Below are 25,462 nucleotides of genomic sequence, written 5' to 3'. Positions count from 1 at the left end.
CTCCTATGACATGTCAAATTGAATAAATTGCTGGATAACATCAACAAAATTTTGATCTGCTTTAAAGCCAAGATTTAATGCTTGCTGACAGTTAATTTGAGCAGGCCAACTTGCCACGATATTGTTAATATTTTCATCAAATTCAAATCGCACTTTTTCTAGAATTTCTTTCCCTCTTACTTCTACTAAATTAGATAACATTTGTTCTACGCTGACAGTAAATCCAGGTAAGTTGATGGTATGCCAATCTCTCAAAGGCAAAGATGGAAGTGTTAAAGCATGAATAAAGTTATTTACTACGGTATTTGGACTAGAAAGCCATAAGTCCAATTTTTCAGAAACAGGACAAATGGCGTCTTCATGATTTAATGGCTCTCTAATAATACTGCTGACAAAGGAAGATGCAGCTTTATTTGGTTTTCCTGGACGGATACAAATTGTTGGTAAACGTAATGCGATACCATCAACAAAACCTTTGCGGGAATAGTCATTGATAAGTAACTCACACATTGCTTTTTGTGAACCGTATGTAGATTGTGGGGTAACAGAGGTATGATCTTGGATAACATCAGGTAAATCTCCACCGTATACTGCCAAAGAACTGGAAAAAATAAACCGCACTTTAGGGTTATTTTTCCGACATACTTCTAATAAATTACGAGTTGCTAGAAAATTAATTTCATATCCTAAATCAGGATCTTGCTCTGCATGGCTACTTACTATCGCGGCTAAATGGAAAATAGCATCTGTTTTAGCATCAATAATATCTTCTAGTCCTTTTGGATTGCGTAAATCCATTTCTAGACAACGTGCTCTAGGATCATTATTGGGGGCAACAGGTTGAATAACATCAATTAACACTAGCTCATCTATGGACAAATTTGAATGAGATAACAAAGTTTTCGCAAGGCGTTGCCCTAAAAATCCTTGTCCTCCAGTAATAACAATTTTCATTGTGTTCTCCTTAAAATTGTTTGCACCTTATACAAAAACTGCTTGTTTTTGGCACATTTTGCTGTTTGCAAGATGTAAAAAGCCCTACCCATGAAAAATAGGGCATTTCACGAAAAACGCTATAAACTATTTGTAGGGTTTAAACCAATCTAAACCAGCGATGGTTTCAGAGCGTGGTTTATACTCACAACCAACGAATCCTTGGTAGCCAATTTCATCAAGTTTATTGAATAAATATTCATAATTGATTTCACCTTCATTTGGTTCATGGCGATCTGGCACTGAGGCGATTTGAATATGTGCGACTTTATCTTTCAAGCGGTCAGTTAAACGAGATAAATTACCCTCTACATTTTGTGCATGAAAATAATCTAACTGAATAAATACATTCTCACGATCAACCAACTCAACGATTTCTAATGAGTCTAACTGACTCTTTAATAAATAATTGGGTTTGACTTGTGGACTAAGTGCTTCTAATAAAATTTTAATTCCATAAGGTTTAAATTTTTCCGAAGCATAACGAATATTATTTACAAAGGTTTGCTTATATAGTTCTCTGTCAGCATCTTCTGGTACTACTGCTGCCATAATGTGTACATTAGGGCAGTTCAACGCTAACGCATACTCCAAAGCAAGATCAATATCTTTATGGCTATCTTGTTCACGATTTGGGATAGCGGAAACACCCCATTCTCCAATATCTACATTACCTGCAGGAGTGTTAAAAAGAACCTGTTGTAATCCATATTGATCTAATTTTGCTTTTAGTACATCTGCGGAATATTCATAAGGCCAGAGATATTCGACATACTTAAATCCAGCTTTAGCTGCGGCTTCAAAGCGATCTAAAAAAGGAACCTCTGTAAACATCATTGTTAAATTTGCGGCAAATTTTGGCATTGTTATTTCCCCCTATTTTGCAGATCTTTAATTTCATTTTCCGTTAGATAGCGAATTTTCTGTCCTTGTAAAATGAAATAAAGCTTAGCGGTTTCTTCTAATTCTTCTGTATTATCTACTGCATCAATTAAGTTTTTTCCTGTAACTACAACCCCATGATTAGCAAGTAAGAAGGCTTTTCCTGATAAAGCTCTTTCGCCTAATTCTTTGGCTATATTTATATCTCCTGGTCTGTAATAAGGAATGACAGGCAATGTGCCAACACGCATTACATAGTAGGGGGTAAAGGCTTGTATTGCGTTCTCTGTATTGAGATTTTCTAAACAGGATAAGGCAGTTAAATACGTTGAATGCAAATGAACAATTGCATGACACTCAGGATTCTTGCGATACATTTCTAAATGAAAAACAGATTCTTTAGACGGTTTATCCCCAGACAACAAATTACCAGCAAGATCTAATACAGATAAACGTTCAGCTTGTAATCTACCTAAAGATGAGCCTGTTGGTGTAACCAGAACCCTATTCTCATCTAAGCGTACTGATAAGTTACCCGCCCCCCCGACTGTATAACCTCGTTCAAATAATGAACGAGCCAAATTGACCATTTCAATTTTTTGCTCTAATTCCGTCATAAAAACATTCCTTGTGCAAAAAAGAAAAAGTCTTCAGAACCAAAATTTCCTGACTTGAGAGCGAGGAAAATATCTTCGTCTAAGGCTTTTAACCAAGGAACACCAGGGGCAATCTGTTTACCTATATGGAATCCTGTAAAACCTAGCTGCTGAACAACAATACTCGAGGTTTCTCCACCCGCAGTAATGAAATTCTTAATCCCTGCAGCTTTCAGTTTATCTGCCAATTTTGCAAAAGTATGTTCGATGGACTGACTCGCAACATCTGCACCAAATTTTTGTTGAATTTCTTTTAATTTCTCTGGAGGAACTGTTGCATAAACGATTGGTGCAAACTCGCTCGATAAATTATTTAAAACCCACTGAGCGATTTCTTCTGCATAGTGAGAATTAGATAAACTTTGCTCCACATCTAAATAAAAGTGCGGTGCATTTTCTGAATATTTAGCAACTTGCTTATTTGTCATGACTGAGCAAGAGCCTGACAGTATTACAGTCTTGGCTTTTGGTGGAGTAAAGGCATTCTCCCCCCTTTTTCCTCCGCTAATTCTTTCTGCCATATAGGCAGCAAGCCCTGATCCACCGGTTACTAATTTCATATCCTTAATTGCTTCTGCAAGTACAGCTAATTGGCTATTATCTACAGAATCCACAACCGCATATTTAAATCCTTGTTGCTTTAATTCAGAAAAACGTTTCTGAACAAACTCAGCACCTTGCATAAGATCAAAATAAGTAACAAGCCCTGTTCTGCCTTGTGCCTGCATATCCATTAAGCGTACTAAGTTAGCATCTTTCATTGGTGTGATTGGATGATTCTGCATTCCAGACTCATTCAGCAAAACATTACCCACAAACAGATAACCATTAAAAATGGTACGTCCATTAATCGGAAGTGCGGGGCAAATCACTGTAAAATCTTCATTCAGTTCTTTCAGCAAAGCATCTGTAACAGGACCAATATTTCCGTTTTCAGTGCTATCAAATGTTGAACAATATTTAAAATAAAATTGAGTACAGCCATTATTTTTTAGCCATTTTAGAGCGCTCAAAGATTGTTCTATCGCCTCATTTACTGGATTAGAACGAGATTTTAGGCTAATAACGATACCCTCTACTTTGTATGTCAATGATGAACTAGGTACACCGTTCATCTGTACGGTATTTAAACCATTCTCCACAAGGAAACTAGCAATATCACTTGCTCCAGTGAAATCATCTGCAATAACGCCTAACATCCTATTTCTCCTGTTTCTTTGGTAAATCAATGCCATTAAAAATTTTAATTACCGCACTATCATCTTCTTTTCCATAGCCTGCATTACTTGCTTCTGTAAACATATTAAAAGCGGTGCTTGCTAACGGTAATGGAAATTTTAAAGATTTTGCAGTGTCAGCAACTAGCCCTAAGTCCTTAACAAAAATATCAACCATTGATAAAGGGGTATAGTCACCATCAACAACGTGTTTCATTCTATTTTCAAACATCCAAGAATTACCCGCTGCATTTGTTACGACATCGTACATAAGAGCTAAAGGAATACCGGCTCTTGAAGCTAATGCCATAGCTTCTGCACCGGCCGCAATATGAACCCCCGCAAGCAGTTGGTGGATAATCTTAACAGTAGAACCCAACCCAATTTCTGCACCAATGTTATAGACTTTCCCAGCAACAGCATCTAAAACAGGTTTTAACTTCTCGAAAGCTTCTTCTGAGCCTGATGCCATAACTGTCATTTCACCATTTGCAGCTTTAGCGGCACCGCCTGATACTGGTGCATCTAACATTAACAATCCTTTACTTGTTAATTTTTGTGAAAGTTCTTTAGCGTCTTGTGCAGAAATAGTTGATGAAACCATTATTGCAGTTTTAGGTTTTAAGTGTGCTGCTAATCCTTGTTCTCCAAATAAAACCTGATTGACTTGATTTGCATTTACAACTAGTAGTAATACTGCATCTAAATCTTTTGCAAAACTTACTGCTTTTGTGTCCACTTGAGTTGCGCCAAGCGCTTTTAAACTCTCTAATGCGTGTAAATTCAGATCCACTCCATAGGTATTTAAACCTGCGCGAATACAAGATTTTGCTGCGCCCATTCCCATTGCTCCAAGTCCAATGATAGCTACAGAATATGAGTTGTGGCTCATGTTTATTTCTCCTTCTATTATTTTTTATATATTTTGCAATTTTTTTACACAAAAAAATGAGATCGAAGTCACATAATTTAACATTTATGTTAATTAATGTTAAATTATGTGATGTGTATTAGCCTAAAATGAAAAGTGATATAATGACGAATAAAAAAATTAGGAGCATAGAATGATACCGGCAGAGAGACAAAAGAAACTCCTCAAGCTGATTAGTCGGCAAGAAATAATCAGTATTAATGAATTAGTAAAATTATTAGATGTGTCTCATATGACAATTCGCCGAGATATTCAAAAATTAGAGCAAGAGGGGGTTGTTGTTTCTGTATCCGGCGGCGTTAAATTATTAGAACATTTATTTACCGAACCCACACATAATGACAAATCACTACTCTCAACTTTACAAAAAGAGAATATTGGTCGCCGTGCTGCTGAACTAATACCAACAAATACGACTGTATATTTAGATGCAGGAACGACAACATTAGAGATTGCTCATCATATAGTACAAAGAGAAGATTTATTAGTTATTACGAATGACTTTGTCATTGCGAATTTTTTAATGACAAATGGCCAATGTGAATTAATTCATACTGGGGGCTCAATTAATAAATCAAATTTCTCTTCTGTGGGAGAATTAGCGACACAATTGCTGAAACAACTTTCTATTGATCTTGCTTTTATTTCCACATCATCTTGGAATTTGAGAGGGTTAACCACTCCAGATGAAAGAAAATTGCCTGTGAAGAAAGCAATTTTACAATCTAGTCATAATAAAATTTTAGTTTCTGACTCTTCTAAATATGGGAAAACCGCTACATTTTCTATTTGTGAACTAGGTGTTTTTAACCGCATTATTTGCGATAAAAATCTATTACCCAATGTACAAGAGTCAATCAGAGAAATGGAAATAGAGTTAATTTTAGTGTAATTACTCCTCACAATCCCTATTTTCAAACCAGCTTTCGAGTATTAAGCAAGCGGAAATGCCGTCTACTTTGCCTTTTTCTAGCGCTCGGTAGCCGCCTCTTTGGAAGATTTCATCTCGTGCTTGGGTAGTGGTGAGGCGTTCATCTTGTAACTCAACTTTGACCCCAAATCGTCCATTTAAACGATTAGCAAATTTTCTTGCTCTGAGGGTTAATTTTTGTTCAGTTCCATCCATATTTAAAGGCAAGCCAACGACGACAATATCGGGTTGCCAGTCTTTTAAGCATTTCTCAATTTTTAGCCAGTCTGGAATACCATCTTGTGCTTTAAAGGCTGGAAGAGCTTGCGCTGTGCCCGTGATACTTTGTCCTACGGCACAGCCGATACTTTTGGTGCCAAAATCAAAGGCTAAAACAGTGATTGCCATTAGCTACGTCCTATTTGTTGATAAGCAAAATTGACATGCTCAATGCCAAGTAATTGATTGGCTGCTAACCAGCGTTCTGAAGCCTCTACATCAAATAGAATATGCTCATCGGCAGGTACCACCAACCAATCGTTATTCGCAATTTCCTGTTCCAGTTGGTTTGGTTCCCAACTTGCACAACCTAGGGTGACCAAATATTTTTCTGGCGATAGTGCGGTGCCAAAAGTATTGATAATATCCGCTGAAGTGGTGAGGTAAATTTTGTCAGTGACTTTATAGCTATGTTGGAAATCTTGATTTGTTTTACTATGTAAAATAAAGCCTCGTTCTAGATTTACGGGGCCACCAGCTAAGACTAATTTATCGGAATATTCACGTTCATCTGCCATCATAAAATTCATTTTGGCGCATAATTCAGCAATACTTAAATCTGTGACTTGAGTTAAAACTAGGCCCATTGCGCCCTGCTCATTATGTTCGCAAATATACACCACAGAACGTTGAAAATTTTCGTCCTCTAAATGAGGCATGGCGATTAAAAAATGATCTTGTAAATTCATAAAATTCTTATCCTAAATACAATGATGCACATTTTACACTGGGCTAGAATGGCTTTCAAATTGGGATTCTAAGTTGATATTATTGATGGGATAGTTTATTGTTAGCCCTTCTCGTCAGGATTGAAAAAAGAATATGTCAAAGCGCCTTTTCCAACATACCAAACATCAGGAACATTGTCCTCAATGTGAGGCTATCTTGCAGATAAAACAAGGGAAAAAAGGATTGTTTTTAGGTTGTTCTAATTATCCAGCCTGTGATTATATCAAGCCGCTTCACCCACACAATGAAAGTAAAGTGCTTAAAAATCTTGCGCAAAATTGTCCAGAGTGCGGTCATATTTTACAACTAAAACAAGGCAGTTACGGCATGTTTATTGGTTGCAGTAATTACCCAGAGTGCCGTTTTATTGTGCATGAGGAGCAAGAAACCACAGAGCAACCAATTGTTTGCCCAGAATGTCAACTTGGCGAGCTTGTTGCTCGACGTGGGCGGCAAGGAAAAACTTTTTATGGTTGTAACCAGTATCCAAAATGCAAATTTACTTTGGCGCAAAAACCGCATTTGATAACTTGTCCGCAATGTCAAACACTGGGGGCGATTTTGAAAAAAGAGGAAGAAAACCACCGCACTTGGTTATGCATCAATAAATCTTGCCAACATAGCTTTAAAACAACAATATGAATATCATCGAAATTAGCGAAAAATTAACACAAAATGAAGTCGTTGCTTATCCAACGGAAGCGGTTTTCGGCTTGGGTTGTAATCCTTTTAGTCAAAGTGCGGTAGAAAAATTATTAATGTTAAAGCAACGTCCAATCGAAAAAGGCTTAATTCTCGTTGCGCCAAATTTAGATTATTTTCGCTCTTTTATTGATGAAGATAAGCTCAATTCGCAACATTGGCAAAAACTACAAAAAGTCTATGATCGACCGACAACATGGGTTGTGCCAGCCAAAGCAGATATTGCGAAATTTTTATGTGGTCATTTCAATAGTATTGCTATTCGAGTTAGCCAACACCCAGCGATTAAGATGCTTTGTGAGCAAACTGGTTTTGCTTTAACCTCGACGAGTGCCAATTTAACAGGGCTCACGCCTTGTAAAACAAGTGATGAAGTGCGGTTGCAATTTGGCGAAGATTTTCCTGTATTAGATATGTCCGTTGGCACAGCAAGCCAGCCTTCAGAAATTCGTGATCTATTGACAGATCAATTATTTAGACAAGGATAACGTATGGATAAATACGCTGTTTGGGGAAATCCTATCGCACAAAGTAAATCCCCTCAAATTCATCGTCATTTTGCTCAACAAACTCAACAAAACTTGGATTATGTAGCGATCTTGGGGGATGAAGAACAATTTGAACAACAGTTACTCGACTTTTTTGCACAAGGTGCGCAAGGCTGTAATATTACCGCACCTTTCAAAGAGCGTGCATTTAAACTAGCGCAACAACATAGTGAACGTTGTTTAAGTGCCGAGTCTTGTAATACTTTAAAAAAATTAGCGGACGGAACTTTATTTGCGGATAACACTGACGGCGCAGGTTTGGTCAGTGATTTACAGCGCTTAAACTGGCTAAAAGCAAATCAGAACATCTTGATTTTAGGGGCTGGTGGTGCGACAAAAGGTGTTTTATTACCTTTGTTACAAGCTCAACAAAATATCCTTATTACCAACCGCACTTTTAGTAAAGCGCAAGAGTTGGCGGCTAAATTTAGCCAATATGGCAATATTCAAGCCGTTGAACTAGAGCATATTCCAGTGCAAAAGTTCGATTTAATTATTAATGCCACATCAACAGGGCTCCAAGGTAAAACCTTGAATATTAATCCACAGATTTTACAACTTGCCACTGCCGCTTATGATATGCAATACAGCAAAGAAAGCGATACGCCTTTTATTGCGCTATGTAAACAACAAGGGGTAAAACAAACTTGTGATGGTTTTGGTATGCTTGTTGGACAAGCTGCTCATGCCTTTTATTTATGGAGTGGCGTGATGCCCGATGTTGAGCCTTTGTTAATGTTGGTTTAGATCATTCGCAGAAAAACTCCAGCAAATTCAACCGCACTTTTGTTATAATTCCGCCCATTCTTTTTATCTATTAAAGCCATGAACGCTATGCAAAACTTTGAAAATCACACGCCTGATGCATAAGGCTATGTTGCTTGATTTACAAGGATTGGCACGTTTTTGAAATGAAAAGTTACATAATAACCTACACTTATGTAGCTTTTTTGTTGTGAGTTGTTATTTATAGAATGGTTCGAGATTTCTTGCTATATCTTGCCATTTAGCCCAGTTTATATCAAGTTGAAATTTGCTTTCAGCTTTTTCTAATAGGTCATTCAAAACAGCTCGATTATAGCGAGTTGAACCATTTTGTTTTGCTAAGTAACACTTGATTGCAACAGGTAAACTCTTTTTAGCTTGCAAGAATGGTAGAAAACCACAGATGTCATTCCTTATCAGTTCCTCATCGTAAATCTTGATGAGGGGAAATGGATTGTCCAGCTTGGATAAATTCCGAAGTTGATACTTTTTATCCTTATCTTTGGGCTTTATCCGAAGTTCTAACCTCGTTATACGAGTTTCAATATCTTTTTCTCTGACAGTTATCAGCTCTTCTGTATAACTATTAGAAGTGTACAGTTTTACTTTTTCATAAACCAATAGATAAAAATTTGAACGTTGTGAACCAACAGCGTAGTTATTTTTAAGATCATCCTTGTTGTTTATAAATTTCACTCCACTTCTCGCTTTTAATATGGAAAAATAGTAATCGGTTATAAATTTTTTACTATAGATATCAATAGTGAGATCTAGCCTTGTTATCCTAGCTCTTTTAAATAATCTCTCTATTGTTCCTCCGCCAATACCTTTCTTTAACCATCCTACTATATTAAAGATTGAATCTGTTTCTGCATATTGTGGAGATAGCTCAAAACGAACGCTCGGGCTATTTGGATTATGCAAAGGCTCATAGGAAACCAATAAATAAAAGTCGGAATTGTCTTTAGCACTAATTTTAAAGTTTTCTTTATATTGCTTACTCAATACTTTTTTGACTTTATACCTTCTTGATTTCTCTTTGGATAAGAAATCTAGCTTTCTATATATATCTTGAGATTCTATCTTTGATTTAATATCGCAAACAAAAGAGAGCTTATCAATTCCCATATAAAGCAAATTCCCTTTGAATTTACCAACCTTAATAAAATTGTTATTTCTATAGATACTTGCCTTATTTAATATAACCATATTATTCATAGTTATTTCCCCATATTAGTATTATTAAGTAAATATGCTTGTAATGTGCTAATAGAGTGAGCAGAAACAGATTTACAAGCAGAAGAACGCTCTTTAATCCATTCATCTATTTCACTTTCAAGCCACGCAACCGCCCGTAGAGATAACTTCTTCGGTTTGGGGAAATCCGCAGTTTTGATCAATCGATAAATAGTTGATTTTGATAATGTGGTTTTAAGCATTACTTGGTTTAATTTGATTAGTTGCATAAGCACCTCTTTGAGTTATCAAAAGGCGGAATTACCTTTTGCTCTAGTGCTTTACAAAAATCAGATTTAGGTATGATTTTAGGGAGAAAGGTGTTTTAAAGCTGACAGTCAGCTTTAAATAGGCTAAATTACTGACTGTCAGATATAGGTAAATTGAGTTCTGACTGTCAGCTAGTTTGAGGGAAATTTAATAATGCATAAAAATTTGATAGGGCAAACAGAGAAGCAAAAAAGAAACTGTGAAGAGCAACAAAATAGAAGGGCTGATATTAAGAAGAAGTTTCCAAAGACAATAACTTTCTACACATATGAAAGGACTGTTCAGAAGGTAGAAAAAAGGATTGCTAAACTCGCTGCTATATATGAGAAACTAGACATAAAACTAAGAAAAAGTGAGTTAAAATCCCTTGCGATCACTAGCTATATTGATATGTCTAATAGTACAGATAAATTTGAGTTACTTAGATTTATTCACGATCAACTAGTTGAAAATAACGTATCTATCAAAAAGCTCACATTAAGATTAAATAGAAAATTTCCTGAAAAAGGTGAGTGGAATAGAGAAAGATTGGAAGATTTTGTGTTGTTTAAGGATTAAATGATATAAAGAAAACTGATGTGGGTAGGATCTCTGCGATATTAATACTTTTTATTGAACAGCTATCAAAAAGCATTAATTCTTCATCAGTATAATGATTGATTACACTCCAATGGGAATTAGTAGAGAATAAAACGATTGAATTTGGGGATTGTAAGTGGGTAATAATGTTCGATTTTAGCGTTGATCGTCGCTTTATCTCATTAGGCTGAATTTTAAGCTTTTTGTATAGCTTAGAGATATGGTTGAGCAAATATTGCATTTGATAAATATCTAAACCACCTATCAGAAGATCATAAATCCCCCAATTATTCATATAGGCGAGTAATAACTCATTGAATAGAGGTTTACGCTTTATTTTTCTATGAGATACAAAATACACAGCATTAACAATGCTATAAATTCCACATAAACAGTCAAGCTCACCTTGTTGCAATGCTTTCATAAAAAACATAATTAAACCTTATATATCAATATTTTAACATATTTAACGTTATCTACAAAACAGTCTCCAAAAATACTAAAAGTCCTCGTTTTTTATCCGCACTTAGGCGTTCTAAATGAGTATTTAATCGGTTTTGAATACTATCTTCAGAAATAGGAATAAATGTCCTTTTAGCATTGCTTTTCAGATCAGACATACAATCGATAAAAAACCAACCAATATCAGTATTCAGAGCTGTGGCAATTTCAACTAAATGGGCAACATTAATCTTATTTTCCCCACGTTCATAGCGAGAAAGTTGCTGTTGAGCAATACCGATTTGTTCGGATAGCATAGCTGCACTAAGTCCCATTTCTTTCCTTTTCTGTTGAATCCGTTTTCCAACCAGTCTATCTACTTCTGTTACCGAGAGTTTTGACATACCAATAAGCTCTTTTATTATCGTTTATTGGTATTTTGTGATTGTTTTACTCTTTTAAGAATATCGGTTATAGTATATTTCATCTTTTTTGTACTTTTAAGGAGATTATTATGATTACCCAAGAACAAGTTATTGATGCTTTCTTTCGTTTATATTGTGCTTATCACAACAAACGTTTCACTAAAACTCTCAATTTCACTCAAAAAACAGAGCAAGAGTTGCTACCAGCGATAAGGCACTATCTTCTAGGATATTTTGATCAACTTGAACCCGAATCACCTGTTCAGGTTACAGCTAATTATCAGGGGCGTTTTGATTTTCTCATTGGTAATGTCGCTGTAGAGCTTGCTTTAAGATCAGCAAGAAAGGGAGGAAATAATCTTAAAGCTGAGCATAATGTGAACGAAGTCAGAAAACTTATTAGACACCCAGAACATTCTTTAATGGTTTTATTTGATTTTAAAGGGCGTAGAACTGATGAAGAAGTCATTGAAACTCTTAAAGAATATCGAAATATTCCTTCATTAGGGCGAGGTAATCCACACAGATATCCATTTACAGTAGCTTACTTTTATCAAGCTGAAGATGGGCAATTATGCTACTACACAAGAAGAATTAGAGTTAAAAGACGTCCTGTTAGCCTAATCGAAGATCAAGAGATTATTGAACAAAATAATATTATTAGCCAAAGAGAGCTAACCGCTAGAGAATACGATCTTCATAGTGGAAACTATCTTCAATCCTACCCTGTTGAAATCAGAGTTAAAGGTAAAGAATTAACGATAGAATACCAAGATGAAGAAGGAAATTATCATCAATATAAAGGAACGGAGGTAGAGTTAGATCAATATGAGTTAATCTCTTCACAAAATTCCAATAATAAAGCAAATGTAACTCTATCTATTGATGAAGATGATGGTAGCTTGGGTGTTGAGGGTGTTTTAGTTGAAGATGGCGATACTAAAGAATGGATTATTGAGAAAGAATAACTCAATTTTCTCCATAATCATCAAATTAGGTGAACACTATGAATAAAGAAAACTATAACAATATTATTTTCTATTCAGACTCTCAGATAAATAGAGCCAAAGAAATACAGGCTTTCTATGAGAGCAAGGACATAAATATTGAATTTAGATCAATCACTTCTTATTTAAATTTTAAATCCTATACATTTGTTAAAAACGAATCTACCCACTTATCTCATATAAAAGAGTTTCTTTTTGAGTTGACTCATCATTTAAACCTCAAAGTTATAAGAGTTGTATCAGATAATGATACCCATATCTCTTTTGAACTACATAATAAAAAGAGCAAAGTCTATAATTTTCTTACTGCCATTGAAGATGAAAAATTCCAAAATCCTCAAGAAATGCAATTACCTGTTTTACTTGGAGAAAGAAAAGGTGCTTTTGTTATTGATTTAGCTAAAACACCTCATTTATTGATTGGAGGATCGACAGGAAGTGGGAAAAGCGTTTTTATTAACTCCTTATTATTAAGTCTTTTATATCATCATTCGCCAGAAACCCTAAAACTAGTTTTAATTGATCCTAAGGTTGTGGAATTCTCAATCTATAATGATATTCCTCATTTACTATACCCAGTTATTACTGATCAACATTATGTAAATTCAGCATTAGCTTGGTGTATTGAGGAAATGGAAAGGCGTTATGAATTATTATCTAAAGCTATGGTACGTAATATTGAACAATATAATGATAAGGTCAAAAGTAGCGAGAAATTACCTTATATTGTTGTTATTATTGATGAATTTGCCGACCTGATGCTTTCTAAACATAAGGATAAATTTGAGGAATTAGTAGTTCGGTTAGCTCGAAAAGCAAGAGCAACAAACATTCATTTAATTATGGCAGCTCAACGCCTAACTTATGATGTGATCACAGACGTTATTAAAGCTAATATTCCTAGTCGAATTGCTTTTACTGTTGCAACAGAACCAGGCTCAAGACTTATATTAGATAATGAGGGAGCAGAATGCTTAATAGGGCTAGGAGATTTTCTATTTCTTGGTGCGGGTGCAACTAAACCAATCCGACTTCAAGCACCACTCTTATCAGATGACGATGTTGCCCGTATAACTGATGAGCTGCGTAAACAAGGTCATTCTAAGTATATTGATTTATCAAAATATCTACCGCCAAAAGAAGAAATCCAATACTCAGATAGTGAATTAGATCCGTTATTTGATGAGGCAGTTCAATTTATACGTGAAACAAATATCTTATATACTAGTGCTATGCAGCGACATTTTAGAATAGAATTTAAGCGAGCAGCTGTCATAATGGATCAACTTGAACAAAAAGGAATTGTTTCTGCAATGAATAACGGAAAGCGGACTTTATTATAAAAATAAGGCGGAAATTCCCGCCTTTTGTTTACTTTTCATCAGTTAGACTATCCAAATAATCTCCCCACTTTTGCAACCAAATACGACATTCTTTATCATAAGTATGTAAGTTATAAGTGCCTTCAATACCCTTTTTAGAATGTCCTAAGATTGCCTCACCGACTTCATTAGGGCAGCCTAAACGAGCCAAGCCTGTGCGAACTGTTCGGCGTAAATCGTGTGGCGACCAATGCTCAATATCTAACATTAGCCCATTCTTTCTTAGTGTCCACGTTCTTTCCGTTAAATATTTTTGTTGAATTGGCTTTTCTTGTAACCGCATTTGAAATAGATATTTTGTCGATCTATCGCAGCTTTTTATAAGCTCTATTGCTTGTGTTGATAGTTGAACGTAGCGAGAGGCTCCCGTTTTGGTTTCTCTAAGAAAAATGGTTTTCATATCTAAATCAATATCGTCCCAAGAAATAGCACAAATTTCCCCTGTACGGCAGCCCGTCAATAATGTGAGTAAAAAAAACATTTTGGATTTTCTTGGTAAAACTCGATTGCTTTATCCAATTCATAAAAGTAGTCAGTTCTTTATGATCGAAAGCACGAGTTCCTTTGTTATTTGTCAGCTTAACAGCTGTCATTTTTAACGTTTCTTTTGCTAAAAATGCTGGATTTACAAAGTTTTCATCAAATTTATCTAACCCTATGGCAAAGCGATAAGCCAGCGACCATTCTCTAAGAACACTACCTGCTTGAACCCTTGCTCCTCTTTCATTTACAATTTTTAAAATGTGTTCGACGATTTCTTTTCTTGTTACAGAGGAGGCAATTCGATCACCAAATGGAATAACCACATCATTGTATAACGTTCTCCGAACCTCATCTTGCCCTTTAGGTTTTCTAGCTCCTGCTATCAGTTTTCCATTATCACTATAATGATCCTCAATATACTGCGACATATAAAGCTCAATAAGATCTTTAACATAAAACTGCTGCTGTTTTCTTTTTTGTTCTTGTTCCTTCTTATAAGCTTTCAGTTCCGTAGCTGGACAACGACCAGAAAGTCTAATATTTTTCAATTCTTTAAGTTGTTTTCTTGCTTCTGCTAAACTAACAGCAGGAAATGAGCCTATTTTGACTTGAATGAGTTTATTCGTTATTGGGCTTGAATAACGATAAAAAAAGGTTTTTATACCAGTTTTCCCACACGTAACTCTTAAACCAGAGTATTCTCCAATATCAGCTTTATCTTGATCTTTAGGTTTCATCATTTCAATAGTTTTTGTTGTTAATGGCTTTTTTGCTGCATTACTCATAAAATAACTCCTCAAAAGAAAAGTGCTTATTTGTGTACACATATTATACTATTGGTTATGATAACCTACAAATAAACCTACACTTAAGTATAGGTTTTTATGAGACCTTATAGTGCTTTGAGAAACTTTATAAAACGATGAGTTTATATAAAATTATTTAATATCAATTATTTACATAAAATAAAAATATGAATTTAAATGAAAAAATACAACAACACACCCCAATGATGCAGCAATACTTAAAACTTAAAGCAGAAAATCCCGATATTTTGCTGTTTTATCGCATGGGTGATTTTTATGAGTTATTTTATGATGATGCAAAGAAAGCAGCGGAATTATTGGATATTTCTCTGACCAAAAGAGGACAATCAGCGGGACAGCCCATTCCCATGGCTGGTGTGCCTTATCATGCGGTAGAGGGATATTTGGCAAAATTGGTGCAACTTGGCGAAAGTGTGGCGATTTGTGAGCAAGTAGGTGATCCAGCAACGGCTAAAGGTCCTGTTGAGCGCAAAGTTGTGCGCATTGTGACACCGGGAACAGTAAGCGATGAAGCTTTGTTGCCTGAGAAACAAGACAACTTGATTGCGACTATTTATCAAGAAAAAACACAATTTGGCTTGGCTATTTTAGATATGACATCTGGGCGTTTTCAGATAACTGAGTTACAAGATGTTGCAAGTTTACAAGCCGAGTTACAACGAATTCAGCCCGTTGAATTGCTCTATGCAGAGGATTTTGCGGATAAGCATTTGATCGAGCAATTTAAAGGATTGCGCCGCCGTCCGATTTGGGAGTTTGAATTAGGCACTGCTGTTCAGTTACTTAATCGCCAATTTGGTACTAAAGATTTGCGTGGTTTCGGGGTGGAAAAAGCAATTTTGGGCTTATGTGCGGCAGGTTGTTTGTTGCAATATGCCAAAGAAACCCAACGCACCGCACTTCCTCATATTCAAAGTATTAGTTTGTTGCAAAATAGCGATACTGTACAACTTGATGCAGCGACTCGCAGAAATTTAGAATTGACCCAAAATCTTGCTGGTGGCAGTGAAAATACCCTTGCGGCTATTTTAGATAAATGTGTGACACCAATGGGAAGCCGTTTGCTCAAGCGTTGGATTCATCAGCCTATTCGCAATATTGATAAATTACAGCGCCGCCAACAGCATATTCAAATGCTTTTGCAGCAAAATTTAGTAGAAGAATTACAACCATTTTTACGTCAAGTGGGCGATATGGAGCGTATTCTGGCGCGAGTTGCACTGCGTTCTGCTCGCCCGAGAGATTTAACTCGACTCAGAACCGCCTTAGAGCAAATCCCTTTTATTCAAAAACAATTAGAAAACACACCGCACTTTACGCAGTTTTCACAGCAAATCGCCGATTTTTCGGTGCAATTAACCCTTTTGCAAAAGGCGATTATTGATAATCCGCCATTGCTTATTCGTGACGGTGGTGTGATTGCCGAAGGATATAATGCAGAGCTTGATGAATGGCGTAGTTTATCTGCTGGAGCTACTCGTTATTTAGAAGAATTGGAGCAACGTGAGCGTGCGAATACGGGTATTGATACCTTAAAAATAGGCTTTAATGCCGTGCATGGCTACTATATTCAAATTAGCCAAGGGCAAGCGCACAAAGCGCCTATGCACTATGTACGCCGTCAGACGTTAAAAAATGCGGAACGTTACATCATTCCTGAATTAAAAACCTACGAAGACAAAGTGCTGAAAGCGAAAGGCGCTTCACTTGCTTTAGAAAAACAACTTTATGATGAAATTTTCGAGCAATTATTACCGCACTTAGCTGAGTTACAACTCGCTAGTTTGGTCCTGGCAGAACTTGATGTTTTAACTAATTTAGCGGAGCGAGCAGAAACCTTGAATTATGTGCAACCACAATTTAGTTCGCAAATTGGTTTGCAAATCACACAAGGTCGTCATCCTGTGGTGGAGCAAGTGCTAAAAGAGCCTTTTATTGCTAATCCATTAGAACTTCATCAAGATCGCCATTTGTTGATTATTACAGGTCCAAATATGGGCGGTAAAAGTACTTATATGCGTCAAACGGCATTGATTACTCTCATGGCTTATATGGGGAGTTTTGTGCCAGCAGAAAGTGCGGTTATTGGACCTGTTGATCGCATTTTTACTCGTATTGGTGCCTCTGATGATCTTGCCTCTGGTCGTTCAACCTTTATGGTGGAAATGACAGAAATGGCAAATATTTTGCATCAAGCCACATCGCACAGTTTGGTGTTGATTGATGAAATTGGGCGAGGAACATCAACTTACGATGGACTTTCGCTTGCTTGGGCTTGTGCAGAGCAATTGGCACAAAAAATCCGTTGTTTGACCTTATTTGCCACACATTATTTTGAGCTGACTGTTTTGCCTGAACAAATTAAAGGTATTCACAATGTTCATCTTAATGCCCTTGAGCACAAAGACAGCATTGCCTTTATGCATTCTGTACAAGAAGGAGCGGCAAGTAAAAGCTATGGTTTAGCGGTTGCCGCTTTGGCTGGAGTACCGCAAGAGGTCATTAAATCAGCGAAACAGAAATTGCAGCAGTTGGAAAAGTTATCTCAACAAAATCATGTAGATCTGCCAGCCAAGAATGTTTTAACTCAAGCACAAGGCGAATTAGCTTTAATGGCAGAAGATGAAAAACAAAGTGCGGTCTTATCTATGTTAGAAAAACTAGATCCAAATGAACTTAGTCCGAAACAAGCTTTGGACTATTTGTATCAGCTTAAAAAGATATGGCGTGAAGAATAAAAAATAGTTCAGTATAGGGAATTTTCTCTATACTGATTTTTTCTTTCATTTATTCTCATTATTAGCAAAATCCAGTTCCCCCAGTTCATAACTTTTACCGCAAAATCCTTGACGAATAGGCGTTTCAAGCGTAATATTCCGCACGATTTAGTAATAAGAGGACATACACTTTGGACAGTCATAGTCGATACCTATTATCTTTTTTCTAAATCTCGTCTTGTCTTTCTAGCACTTATCGGCGGGATTACGCAGGTAAGTTCCATTACCTATTTTTTCAGGTATCTTTTTAATCAAATAGATAAAATTTTCTCCGCACTTTTATGCACCTTATTTGATTTTCCTTGTTCATTGCGTTGTTCATAATCCTTTAGGAGTATGACAAAATGATTAATGCTTTTTCACTCGAAGATGCTCGTTTAGTCCGTATTGATGACAATACTGATACAGAACTGAATAATGCTATCTGGTTAGATTTACTTGAACCGAGTAAGGAAGAACGTGATTTATTACAAGAAGGGCTAGGGCAAAATTTAGCGACTTTTCTCGAGTTAGAAGACATCGAGGCATCTGCTCGTTTTTTCGAAGATGAAGATGGCTTGCATTTGCACTCTTTCTTTTATTGTGAAGACGAAAATGATTATGCCGATTTAGCTAGCGTTGCTTTTACCATTCGTGATGGTCGTTTATTTACTTTAAGAGATCGTGAGTTGCCCGCTTTTCGTTTATATCGTATGCGTTCGCGTAATCAGCGTTTGGTTGAATGTAATGCTTATGAGGTTTTATTGGATTTATTTGAAACCAAAATTGAGCAGCTAGCGGACGTTATTGAAAATGTGTATGCCGATTTGGAAAAATTGAGCCGCATTATTTTGGAAGGTAAGCAAGGCGAGGCATTTGATGAAGCTCTTGCGACTATTACAGAACAAGAAGATACCAGTTCTAAAGTGCGTTTATGCTTAATGGATACGCAGCGCGCTTTGAGCTTTTTGGTGCGTAAAACACGTTTGCCAGCTAATCAGTTAGAACAAGCTCGTGAAATTTTACGAGATATTGAATCTTTGCAACCACACAATGAGTCTTTATTCCAAAAAGTAAACTTTTTAATGCAAGCGGCAATGGGCTTTATTAATATTGAGCAGAACCGCATTATTAAAATCTTCTCCGTTGTGTCGGTGATTTTCCTACCACCAACATTAGTGGCATCAAATTATGGTATGAACTTCAGTAATATGCCAGAATTGGGCTTTAAATTTGGCTACCCAATGGCATTGGGTTTAATGGCATTGGCTGCATTTGCACCTTATTGGTATTTTAAACGTAAAGGATGGCTATAATGGTTTATCAATTGAACTCAATTCAATTTCTCTTGAATACAGTTTTTGACATATTAAGTTTTATTTTTATGTTGCGTATGTGGTTTCAATATTGCCGCATTGATTTTTACAATCCTTTTTCACAATCTTTGGTGAAATTTACCAATCCGATTATTTCGCCTTTGCAAAAAGTTTTTCCAACCATAAAAAACATAAATTTTGCACCGCTCTTTTGTGTCTTTGTATTAGGCGTATTGAAATATCATGCCATTTTTGCCGTAGTGGGTACGCGTTTCCCTATTGAGCAAAGTGTCATTATCGCCCTGTTACATACCTTGCGTACTTTCGGCGAATTGTTCTTATATATTTTATTTTTAGGCGCAATTTTAAGTTGGTTTAATCGTGGTGCTTTAGGCTACTTATTGCATCAACTTGGTGAGCCTTTGTTGCAACCAGTACGTCGTTTATTACCAAGAACGGGCATGATCGATTTTTCCCCAATGCTACTCGCCTTTATTTTGTTCTATGGTAATCGTGTACTCTATGATTTATTAGGCAGCTATTGGGCTTTAGCATAAGTTACTAGGGCAAAAGTGCGGTCAAAATTGGTGGATTTTTTATGTTTGCCGTAGAAAAAATCGGAGATGATTTACGCTTGAGAATTTTTTTGCAACCGAAAGCGAGCAAAGATCAGATTATTGGATTGCATGATGACGAGCTTAAAATCAGTATTACAGCCCCACCAATTGATGGACAAGCCAATGCACATTTACTGAAATTTTTAAGTAAGGCTTTTAAAGTGGCGAAAAGTGAAATTGTGCTAGAGAAAGGCGAACTTAACCGCCACAAACAGATTTTAATTCCTCAACCAAAGATTATTCCGCCAGTTGTGGCAAATTTATTGTTGGAAACTGCATAAAAAAATACCGCACTTTTTGCTAAGTGTGGTATTTTTTATCAAGCTTTATTAAGCGTTTAAGATTTTCTGAATTTCTGCCATGCTTAAATGATATTCATGTGGACAAGCACGCCATGCATCAAGCATTTTCAGATATTTATCCCACATTGGTGTTTGTGAATCACAACCATGTTCACAACGCATAAACTCTTGATATTTGCCTTCAACAGAAGTAATAAAACGTAGATAGTTAAGATATTTTTTCTCGCGAACAGCACAATAGCCAGCAAATTGTAAGCGATGTGGCGTTAATCCAGATTTATCTTGTAGGTTGTTGTAAGAAATTTGTAATGCGTTATACATTTCTAACGTATCTAATACCGTACGGCATTCTGTTTCTGAAAGATCAGAAAATTCTTTGTCTAACTCTTTCAATTCCAAACCAAAGCCACCTTTAACAATAGCTTCTAAACGTTGATATTTTTGTGCATTAGTTGGATCTAATAAGCCCATTAATCTGTATTGATTGGCTAAGATTAAGCGCTGAGTTGAGGTCATTTCCATAATAAATTCCTTCTTAAGTATTTAGTCGATGTCTTTTAAGTCTTCTTTAGAAAATTCTTCTTCCGTGGTTCTTTTTATTTTGCCATCATGGGTGTGATAGTCTAAATGTTGTAAATAACCTTCGCGGAAAGTCACATAAGGATCTTTGGATTGTTCTAATAAAGTTTCTTTTCCGAGCAAGTTAGCGCGAGAATCTAAACTTTGTATGCCAGATTTGAGTAATGCCCAAGGACCTAGTAAGGACAACATCGGATAGGTGGTATCCACTAGATTTCCAATATCTTGACGAGGTGTTGCAGGCCCATAAAGTGGCAACATAACATAAGAGCCAGTTTCTACGCCATAAGTCCCTAAAGTATCGCCGAAACGATGTTGATTTTCGATTTTCAGTGGTTCGCTATAACTTGCCCAGTCAATTAATCCACCTAAACCAAAGATAGAGTTAATCCAAAAGCGGTTAAAATGCACCATAGCTTTTTTAAATTCGCCTTGCAACAAGCGGTTAACCATACTTGCTGGTTCATCAAGATTATTTGCCACATTAGTTAAGCCTTTTTTAACAGGCTGTGGTACATATTCTTTCCAACCTTTTGCCATCGGTTTTAGCACATAAGGATCAGCAACTTTATAGTTAAAATCCCACATTGCACGGTTAAATCCCTCTAAGGGATCTTTACGCTCTCCCGTTTGTTCATCAATAGTGGCACAAGCGGAAAGTAATAACATTGCACTAAGTGCGGTGATAATTAATTTACTTTTTTTGGCTCTTTTCATTTTTTGATCCTGATGAATAAAAAATCCTAGTGCATTGTAAACAACTTATTCCTTAACTCAAAGTAAATCATACAATTAATAAACAACTTATTCCTTAACTCAAAGTAAATCATACAATTAATAAACAACTTATCTAAATTAATGATTTACTTAATCTAGAAATATAACGAACTATAAAAATCCCCCAATTAGCTTGAACAAGCATCAATAGCTCCCTAAAATCTGGCTAGTTAATATTTTCATATTGGGCATTTATAGGGAGAACAACATGCGAACATATTCTTTTAAACTGGTAAATGTTTTTGCACAAACGCATTTTGGTGGTAATCCGTTGGCAGTATTTCCTCAAGCTGATGGATTGAAGGATGAAGAAATGCAGCAAATTGCTAAACAGTTCAATTTAAGTGAAACCGTCTTTGCTTTTCGTTCACAAAGTGCGGTGGCAAATTTACGCATTTTTACCCCTGAGCATGAGTTAGCACTTGCTGGGCACCCAACTTTAGGTTGTGCATTTGTATTGCAACAATTACATCAACTACCAAACCAATTTGTGCTAAACACACCTGCAAAAGCAGTGAGATTACAGACTGAGGACAATAATATAGAAATGGCAATCGAAGGCTATGAAATCAGAGCCAGCCTTGCCACACAGCAACAACTTGCCGATTGTTTAGGGTTAACGGTAAATACAATAGCACCAACAGCTTATTGGCTTAACAGTGGCTCCCCTCAGCTTTTATTGCAATTACTGGAGCCACAAACCATTGAGCAAGTTAACGTAGATTTCCATAAACTTCAGCAAATTTGCCAGCAAGATAATGGTAGAACTGCGATTTATATTTGGTATGAAGATGAAAAGTGCGGTCAAATTTTCAGTCGTTTTTTCTATGGCAAAGATGGCACAATTTTAGAAGATAGCGGCACAGGTTCTGCCGCTGCCAATTTAGGCGCATACTTTCTTTCCCAAAGCAAATTTCCACTCACTCGCCAAATTCATCAAGGCGACCAAATGGGAAGAGCCAATAGATTATCTCTAAAAGTGGACGAACAAGAAGTAATTTATGTTGGTGGACAAGTGATTGAGGTAGGAGACGGGAATTTTAGGTTGTTATAATCTATGTTATAGCTACTAAAAATAGCTTCGTAAAGGAAAACTCTTATGAGTTAGATAAAATGAGTTAAGAAAAGTGAGGGCATCATGAATACAATCCAAGGTTTTTCTCCTGAAACATGTAAAGAGTTAAAACATTATGTTTATCGTTTAATAGATCCACGGAACGCAGAAACGTTTTATGTGGGAAAAGGACAAAATAATCGTATTTTTGAGCACTTAAAACGTGCTTTGCAATTAGATAGCAATGAAGATGAAGCAACAGCAAAATATTCTCGTATTCAGGACATTCAGAGAGCAGGGCTAGAGGTCATTCATATTATTCATCGACATGGAATGACTGATGAAGTTGCCCGAGAAGTAGAAGCAGCTTTAATTGATGCTTATCCTGGCTTGACGAATTTACAGAGTGGTAAAAACAATGAGCATGGGGCAATGAATGTTTTTCAAATAAATCAACTTTATGATGCAAAGGTTGCGGAATTTGATCCTAAACATAAGCTATTAATTATTAATATAAATAGATCTTTTTCGGAGCAGAAAAGTGCATATGATGCAGTTCATTTAGCATGGAAATTGGATAAAAAAAGAGCAGAGAAAGCTGATTTTATCTTGGCTGTTGAGAAAGGTTTAATTGTTGATATTTTAGAGGCTGATGAATGGTTAGAGGCAACTCCAGAAAATTTTCCTGAATTGCAGCAAAAACGTGAAGGAAGATTTGGGTTTAAGGGAAAGCCAACCGATAAAGAATATATTCGTGCTTTATATAATCGAAAACGACTTCCTGAAATTTATCGTAAAAAAGGAGCAAGTAACCCAGTCAAATATACTTTTAAATAAGCTCTAAATATTTTTAAAAGACGTTTATAGGTAAAGCGGTTAATCACCGCTTTTTATATTAATTGAATAAGTTGTTTTTCTAGCATCGATTTTTTAGCTGCGCTTGCTACGATTACTGCATCAAGCACGTTGCTACTCAGTAGGCAATTTTCATTTTTATTGAGCAAACTTTGGATTACGATTTCAGCCTCAATTTCGACAGCTCTACTTAACCAAAGTGGAGAAAGGGTGTTTGGCAAATTATATTTTTGTGTACCTTTCCCACTTTCTCTTAGAGAAAGGTCAGCTTCAAATTCGTTATAAAGATGAAATTGTTCTCTCGTGCCATCAGCGAGAGTAAGCGTCATTGTTGATGTGAAGAAATTTACTACTAACGCACCAAGCTCTCCATGTATAGTGATGCCCCATTCATGTAAGCGATAAGCTGTTCCCATTTCTAATGAAGCGAAAACACCACTCTCGAATTGCAATAGAAGCTGGATAATATCGTGGTTGTCTGGTGTATCATTGTGGGAGCGGTTAGTTGATTGTGCATAGACAGATTTCACATCACCCAGTAACCAGCAGAGTAAATCTAGTTCGTGAATTTCATTAAAAAGTTTGCCGCCTGTTAAATTGACGTCATTTTTCCACCAGTTCTTATCTTGAAAAGAATCAATCCAACGTTGGCGGGTTGCTCTAGCGACAGTTATTTTTCCTAATGTGCCTTCTTGTAGAATTTGTTTTGCTTTAATTAAACCTGGTAAGGTACGAAGTAGATGACCAACAAAAACTTTTTTCTCGTTCTGTTTAGCGACACTCAAGATTTCTTCAGCATCAGTTTGGTGAATACTTAGAGGTGTTTCAATAAAAACATCGCATTGATGTTTTAAGGCTATAAGTGCAGGGATTTTATGAGCATAATTAGGTGTGGCAATCAGCACTAAATCAGGCTTAGTTTCATTCAGTAAAGTATCAATATCAGTATAAGCCTGAGTATTGAATTTTTCCGCTAGATTTTGTGCAAAGCTCATTGAAACATCAGTAACGCCAAGTAGATTGGCGCCTGCTTTAGTAAAGCCTGATGCTAATTGTTGCCCGAAGAAACCACAGCCAACTAAAACAACATTTATTTTATTCATTCTCATTGCCTCTAATTCAAATTCTTTCTAATCGTATGAAAATAATAAAGGATAGCCCTTAGCATTCTTTCTAAATCTCGTGCTTCAACGGCATCAACTAATTCTCGATATTGCATAGCCAATTCTGTAGGTGAAATAGCAAGCGGTGGTAGATCAGCATTCACTTGTTGGTAGATTTCCCAAAAGGCATCAAGGTACTGAGTCAATAAATCATTTTTAATGGAATGATAGGTAAGCAAATGTATCTGATGTTCTTCTTGAATAGAAAAATGTCCAAGAGAGGCGTTTTGTTCAATGATTCTGACTAAACGTTGCAATTCATCAACTTCATTCTCTTGGATTTTTTCAAGAGCTAAGGGCGCAAAGCCATATTGTAAGATTTCCCGAATATCTAAAATATCAATAATGCTTTTTAGATTATCTTGTAAATGGAGCTGTGCGTGAAACGTCAGCCCACGTACCATAGGGGTAAGGGATGGCGTTCCCACAAAAGTACCTATACCATGCTTGATATCGAGAATATGCAACGCTTCTAAGGATTTAATGGCTTCTCTTAAACTTGAGCGACTTACCTCAAATAGATCAATCAATTCATTTTCTGTTGGCATTAAATCACCCGATTTCATCTTACGTTTGATAATCAGTGATTTGATTTTTTCTTGAAGTGCTAATGACGCAGCTTTTTTTGTTAGTTTTTCCATAAATTTCTCATTTATGTGATCTAGATCTCTTTATTTTTTGCTGGATATAAGACATCATATGTCTAGAGTTAATTAAAACAAAGAAATCTCAACATTAAACTCAATGGATCAGATTTCTATATATTACTTTAAGGTGGACA

At 36.2% G+C, this 25,462-nt stretch carries 30 protein-coding genes; 13 read left to right on the top strand and 17 right to left on the bottom strand.

The features are described 5' to 3' along the window. Nucleotides 1-3: 3 nt before the first annotated feature. The 5 genes from denD to ltnD all read right to left on the bottom strand — a co-directional run bounded on the left by denD (nucleotide 4) and on the right by ltnD (nucleotide 4,640). Nucleotides 4-954 carry a D-erythronate dehydrogenase gene (denD, locus tag B0186_RS06090; protein ID WP_078218487.1) on the bottom strand — a complete coding sequence of 317 codons (951 nt, stop codon included), beginning with the start codon at nucleotides 952-954 and terminating at the stop codon, nucleotides 4-6. A 126-nt stretch (nucleotides 955-1,080) separates the two neighbouring features. Next, complete coding sequence (gene otnI, locus B0186_RS06085; RefSeq protein ID WP_078218486.1) at nucleotides 1,081-1,857, bottom strand: 2-oxo-tetronate isomerase; 777 nt, start codon at nucleotides 1,855-1,857, stop codon at nucleotides 1,081-1,083. A 2-nt stretch (nucleotides 1,858-1,859) separates the two neighbouring features. Then, the gene (gene otnC, locus B0186_RS06080) at nucleotides 1,860-2,492 is read right to left on the bottom strand and encodes a 3-oxo-tetronate 4-phosphate decarboxylase (RefSeq protein ID WP_078218485.1); all 633 of its coding nucleotides are present in this window, start codon (nucleotides 2,490-2,492) and stop codon (nucleotides 1,860-1,862) included. Further along, nucleotides 2,489-3,730, bottom strand: a complete 1,242-nt coding sequence (gene otnK / locus B0186_RS06075) for a 3-oxo-tetronate kinase (RefSeq protein ID WP_078218484.1) — start codon at nucleotides 3,728-3,730, stop codon at nucleotides 2,489-2,491. Before otnK ends, otnC begins: the two co-directional genes overlap by 4 nt. A 1-nt stretch (nucleotide 3,731) precedes the next feature. Further along, nucleotides 3,732-4,640 (bottom strand): L-threonate dehydrogenase, encoded by a 909-nt coding sequence (ltnD, locus tag B0186_RS06070; RefSeq protein ID WP_078218483.1) that lies wholly within the window; start codon nucleotides 4,638-4,640, stop codon nucleotides 3,732-3,734. 172 nt (nucleotides 4,641-4,812) lie between these two features. On the opposite strand from ltnD, the gene B0186_RS06065 reads away from it, so the two are divergent. Then, nucleotides 4,813-5,571 carry a DeoR/GlpR family DNA-binding transcription regulator gene (locus tag B0186_RS06065; RefSeq protein WP_078218482.1) on the top strand — a complete coding sequence of 253 codons (759 nt, stop codon included), beginning with the start codon at nucleotides 4,813-4,815 and terminating at the stop codon, nucleotides 5,569-5,571. On the opposite strand, the gene ruvX is transcribed toward B0186_RS06065, so the two are convergent. Together ruvX and B0186_RS06055 are read right to left on the bottom strand one after the other, a co-directional pair. Next, nucleotides 5,572-5,997 (bottom strand): Holliday junction resolvase RuvX, encoded by a 426-nt coding sequence (gene ruvX / locus B0186_RS06060; RefSeq protein WP_078218481.1) that lies wholly within the window; start codon nucleotides 5,995-5,997, stop codon nucleotides 5,572-5,574. It abuts the gene before it with no gap. Beyond that, complete coding sequence (locus B0186_RS06055; protein ID WP_078218480.1) at nucleotides 5,997-6,557, bottom strand: YqgE/AlgH family protein; 561 nt, start codon at nucleotides 6,555-6,557, stop codon at nucleotides 5,997-5,999. The genes ruvX and B0186_RS06055 overlap by 1 nt, the downstream gene beginning before the upstream one ends. A 133-nt stretch (nucleotides 6,558-6,690) precedes the next feature. Between B0186_RS06055 and B0186_RS06050 the strand changes: the two genes are divergently transcribed. The 3 genes from B0186_RS06050 to aroE are packed head-to-tail and all read left to right on the top strand — an operon-like array spanning nucleotide 6,691 to nucleotide 8,594. After that, nucleotides 6,691-7,239 carry a DNA topoisomerase family protein gene (locus B0186_RS06050; RefSeq protein WP_078218479.1) on the top strand — a complete coding sequence of 183 codons (549 nt, stop codon included), beginning with the start codon at nucleotides 6,691-6,693 and terminating at the stop codon, nucleotides 7,237-7,239. Then, nucleotides 7,236-7,787: an L-threonylcarbamoyladenylate synthase type 1 TsaC gene (locus B0186_RS11870; protein WP_172459650.1), complete on the top strand. Its 552-nt coding sequence runs from the start codon at nucleotides 7,236-7,238 to the stop codon at nucleotides 7,785-7,787. The genes B0186_RS06050 and B0186_RS11870 overlap by 4 nt, the downstream gene beginning before the upstream one ends. Before the next feature lie 3 nt (nucleotides 7,788-7,790). Next, on the top strand, nucleotides 7,791-8,594 hold the full coding sequence (gene aroE, locus B0186_RS11865) for a shikimate dehydrogenase (RefSeq protein ID WP_172459649.1): 804 nt from the start codon (nucleotides 7,791-7,793) through the stop codon (nucleotides 8,592-8,594). Nucleotides 8,595-8,810: 216 nt separating this feature from the next. Here the strand turns inward: aroE and B0186_RS06040 are convergent, their stop codons facing one another. Next, entirely contained in the window at nucleotides 8,811-9,830 is a 1,020-nt protein-coding gene (locus B0186_RS06040; RefSeq protein WP_078218478.1) for a hypothetical protein, read from the bottom strand. Between the two features lie 2 nt (nucleotides 9,831-9,832). Next, nucleotides 9,833-10,078: an AlpA family transcriptional regulator gene (locus tag B0186_RS06035; protein WP_078218477.1), complete on the bottom strand. Its 246-nt coding sequence runs from the start codon at nucleotides 10,076-10,078 to the stop codon at nucleotides 9,833-9,835. A gap of 193 nt (nucleotides 10,079-10,271) precedes the next feature. On the opposite strand from B0186_RS06035, the gene B0186_RS06030 reads away from it, so the two are divergent. Beyond that, nucleotides 10,272-10,676 (top strand): hypothetical protein, encoded by a 405-nt coding sequence (locus tag B0186_RS06030; protein WP_078218476.1) that lies wholly within the window; start codon nucleotides 10,272-10,274, stop codon nucleotides 10,674-10,676. On the opposite strand, the gene B0186_RS06025 is transcribed toward B0186_RS06030, so the two are convergent. Next, nucleotides 10,666-11,130, bottom strand: a complete 465-nt coding sequence (locus tag B0186_RS06025; protein ID WP_078218475.1) for a hypothetical protein — start codon at nucleotides 11,128-11,130, stop codon at nucleotides 10,666-10,668. The two genes, B0186_RS06030 and B0186_RS06025, sit on opposite strands and share 11 nt — an antisense overlap. A gap of 43 nt (nucleotides 11,131-11,173) precedes the next feature. Next, entirely contained in the window at nucleotides 11,174-11,542 is a 369-nt protein-coding gene (locus tag B0186_RS06020; RefSeq protein WP_078218474.1) for a helix-turn-helix domain-containing protein, read from the bottom strand. A 110-nt stretch (nucleotides 11,543-11,652) separates the two neighbouring features. Between B0186_RS06020 and B0186_RS06015 the strand changes: the two genes are divergently transcribed. Continuing rightward, nucleotides 11,653-12,531, top strand: a complete 879-nt coding sequence (locus B0186_RS06015; RefSeq protein ID WP_078218473.1) for a hypothetical protein — start codon at nucleotides 11,653-11,655, stop codon at nucleotides 12,529-12,531. 38 nt (nucleotides 12,532-12,569) lie between these two features. Beyond that, nucleotides 12,570-13,913, top strand: coding sequence for an FtsK/SpoIIIE domain-containing protein (locus B0186_RS06010; RefSeq protein ID WP_078218472.1), 1,344 nt, complete (start codon nucleotides 12,570-12,572; stop codon nucleotides 13,911-13,913). Nucleotides 13,914-13,941: 28 nt separating this feature from the next. Here the strand turns inward: B0186_RS06010 and B0186_RS12000 are convergent, their stop codons facing one another. Both B0186_RS12000 and B0186_RS06005 read right to left on the bottom strand, forming a co-directional pair. Continuing rightward, the gene (locus B0186_RS12000; RefSeq protein ID WP_235817192.1) at nucleotides 13,942-14,433 is read right to left on the bottom strand and encodes a tyrosine-type recombinase/integrase; all 492 of its coding nucleotides are present in this window, start codon (nucleotides 14,431-14,433) and stop codon (nucleotides 13,942-13,944) included. Next, nucleotides 14,360-15,220, bottom strand: a complete 861-nt coding sequence (locus B0186_RS06005; protein ID WP_235817191.1) for a DUF4102 domain-containing protein — start codon at nucleotides 15,218-15,220, stop codon at nucleotides 14,360-14,362. The genes B0186_RS12000 and B0186_RS06005 overlap by 74 nt, the downstream gene beginning before the upstream one ends. 188 nt (nucleotides 15,221-15,408) lie before the next feature. Here B0186_RS06005 and mutS point away from each other — a divergent pair, with 188 nt between their 5' ends. The 4 genes from mutS to yggU all read left to right on the top strand — a co-directional run bounded on the left by mutS (nucleotide 15,409) and on the right by yggU (nucleotide 20,232). Next, a complete protein-coding gene (gene mutS, locus B0186_RS06000) occupies nucleotides 15,409-18,000 on the top strand; it encodes a DNA mismatch repair protein MutS (protein ID WP_078218471.1) in 2,592 nt (863 codons plus the stop codon). 383 nt (nucleotides 18,001-18,383) lie between these two features. Next, complete coding sequence (gene corA, locus B0186_RS05995) at nucleotides 18,384-19,334, top strand: magnesium/cobalt transporter CorA (protein WP_078218470.1); 951 nt, start codon at nucleotides 18,384-18,386, stop codon at nucleotides 19,332-19,334. Beyond that, nucleotides 19,334-19,891 (top strand): YggT family protein, encoded by a 558-nt coding sequence (locus B0186_RS05990; RefSeq protein ID WP_078218469.1) that lies wholly within the window; start codon nucleotides 19,334-19,336, stop codon nucleotides 19,889-19,891. Before corA ends, B0186_RS05990 begins: the two co-directional genes overlap by 1 nt. Before the next feature lie 41 nt (nucleotides 19,892-19,932). Then, entirely contained in the window at nucleotides 19,933-20,232 is a 300-nt protein-coding gene (yggU, locus tag B0186_RS05985) for a DUF167 family protein YggU (RefSeq protein ID WP_078218468.1), read from the top strand. Nucleotides 20,233-20,280: 48 nt separating this feature from the next. Here the strand turns inward: yggU and B0186_RS05980 are convergent, their stop codons facing one another. Both B0186_RS05980 and B0186_RS05975 read right to left on the bottom strand, forming a co-directional pair. After that, nucleotides 20,281-20,775, bottom strand: coding sequence for a YfbU family protein (locus B0186_RS05980; RefSeq protein ID WP_078218467.1), 495 nt, complete (start codon nucleotides 20,773-20,775; stop codon nucleotides 20,281-20,283). Nucleotides 20,776-20,796: 21 nt separating this feature from the next. After that, entirely contained in the window at nucleotides 20,797-21,549 is a 753-nt protein-coding gene (locus B0186_RS05975) for an MlaA family lipoprotein (RefSeq protein ID WP_078218466.1), read from the bottom strand. 268 nt (nucleotides 21,550-21,817) lie between these two features. Between B0186_RS05975 and B0186_RS05970 the strand changes: the two genes are divergently transcribed. Both B0186_RS05970 and B0186_RS05965 read left to right on the top strand, forming a co-directional pair. Further along, nucleotides 21,818-22,663, top strand: a complete 846-nt coding sequence (locus tag B0186_RS05970; RefSeq protein ID WP_078218465.1) for a PhzF family phenazine biosynthesis protein — start codon at nucleotides 21,818-21,820, stop codon at nucleotides 22,661-22,663. An 84-nt stretch (nucleotides 22,664-22,747) separates the two neighbouring features. After that, complete coding sequence (locus B0186_RS05965) at nucleotides 22,748-23,500, top strand: LEM-3-like GIY-YIG domain-containing protein (protein ID WP_078218464.1); 753 nt, start codon at nucleotides 22,748-22,750, stop codon at nucleotides 23,498-23,500. A gap of 53 nt (nucleotides 23,501-23,553) precedes the next feature. Here B0186_RS05965 and B0186_RS05960 read toward each other — a convergent pair whose 3' ends face one another. Together B0186_RS05960 and B0186_RS05955 are read right to left on the bottom strand one after the other, a co-directional pair. Continuing rightward, nucleotides 23,554-24,621: a Gfo/Idh/MocA family protein gene (locus tag B0186_RS05960; protein ID WP_078218463.1), complete on the bottom strand. Its 1,068-nt coding sequence runs from the start codon at nucleotides 24,619-24,621 to the stop codon at nucleotides 23,554-23,556. 11 nt (nucleotides 24,622-24,632) lie between these two features. Further along, nucleotides 24,633-25,322, bottom strand: coding sequence for a FadR/GntR family transcriptional regulator (locus B0186_RS05955; protein ID WP_078218462.1), 690 nt, complete (start codon nucleotides 25,320-25,322; stop codon nucleotides 24,633-24,635). Nucleotides 25,323-25,462: the final 140 nt, after the last annotated feature.

This window comes from Canicola haemoglobinophilus, assembly GCF_002015075.1.
In the GTDB taxonomy this organism is placed as follows: Bacteria; Pseudomonadota; Gammaproteobacteria; order Enterobacterales; family Pasteurellaceae; genus Canicola; species Canicola haemoglobinophilus.
Note: the sequence above shows the minus strand (reverse complement) of the source record. Positions and strands in the feature narration are given on the sequence as shown.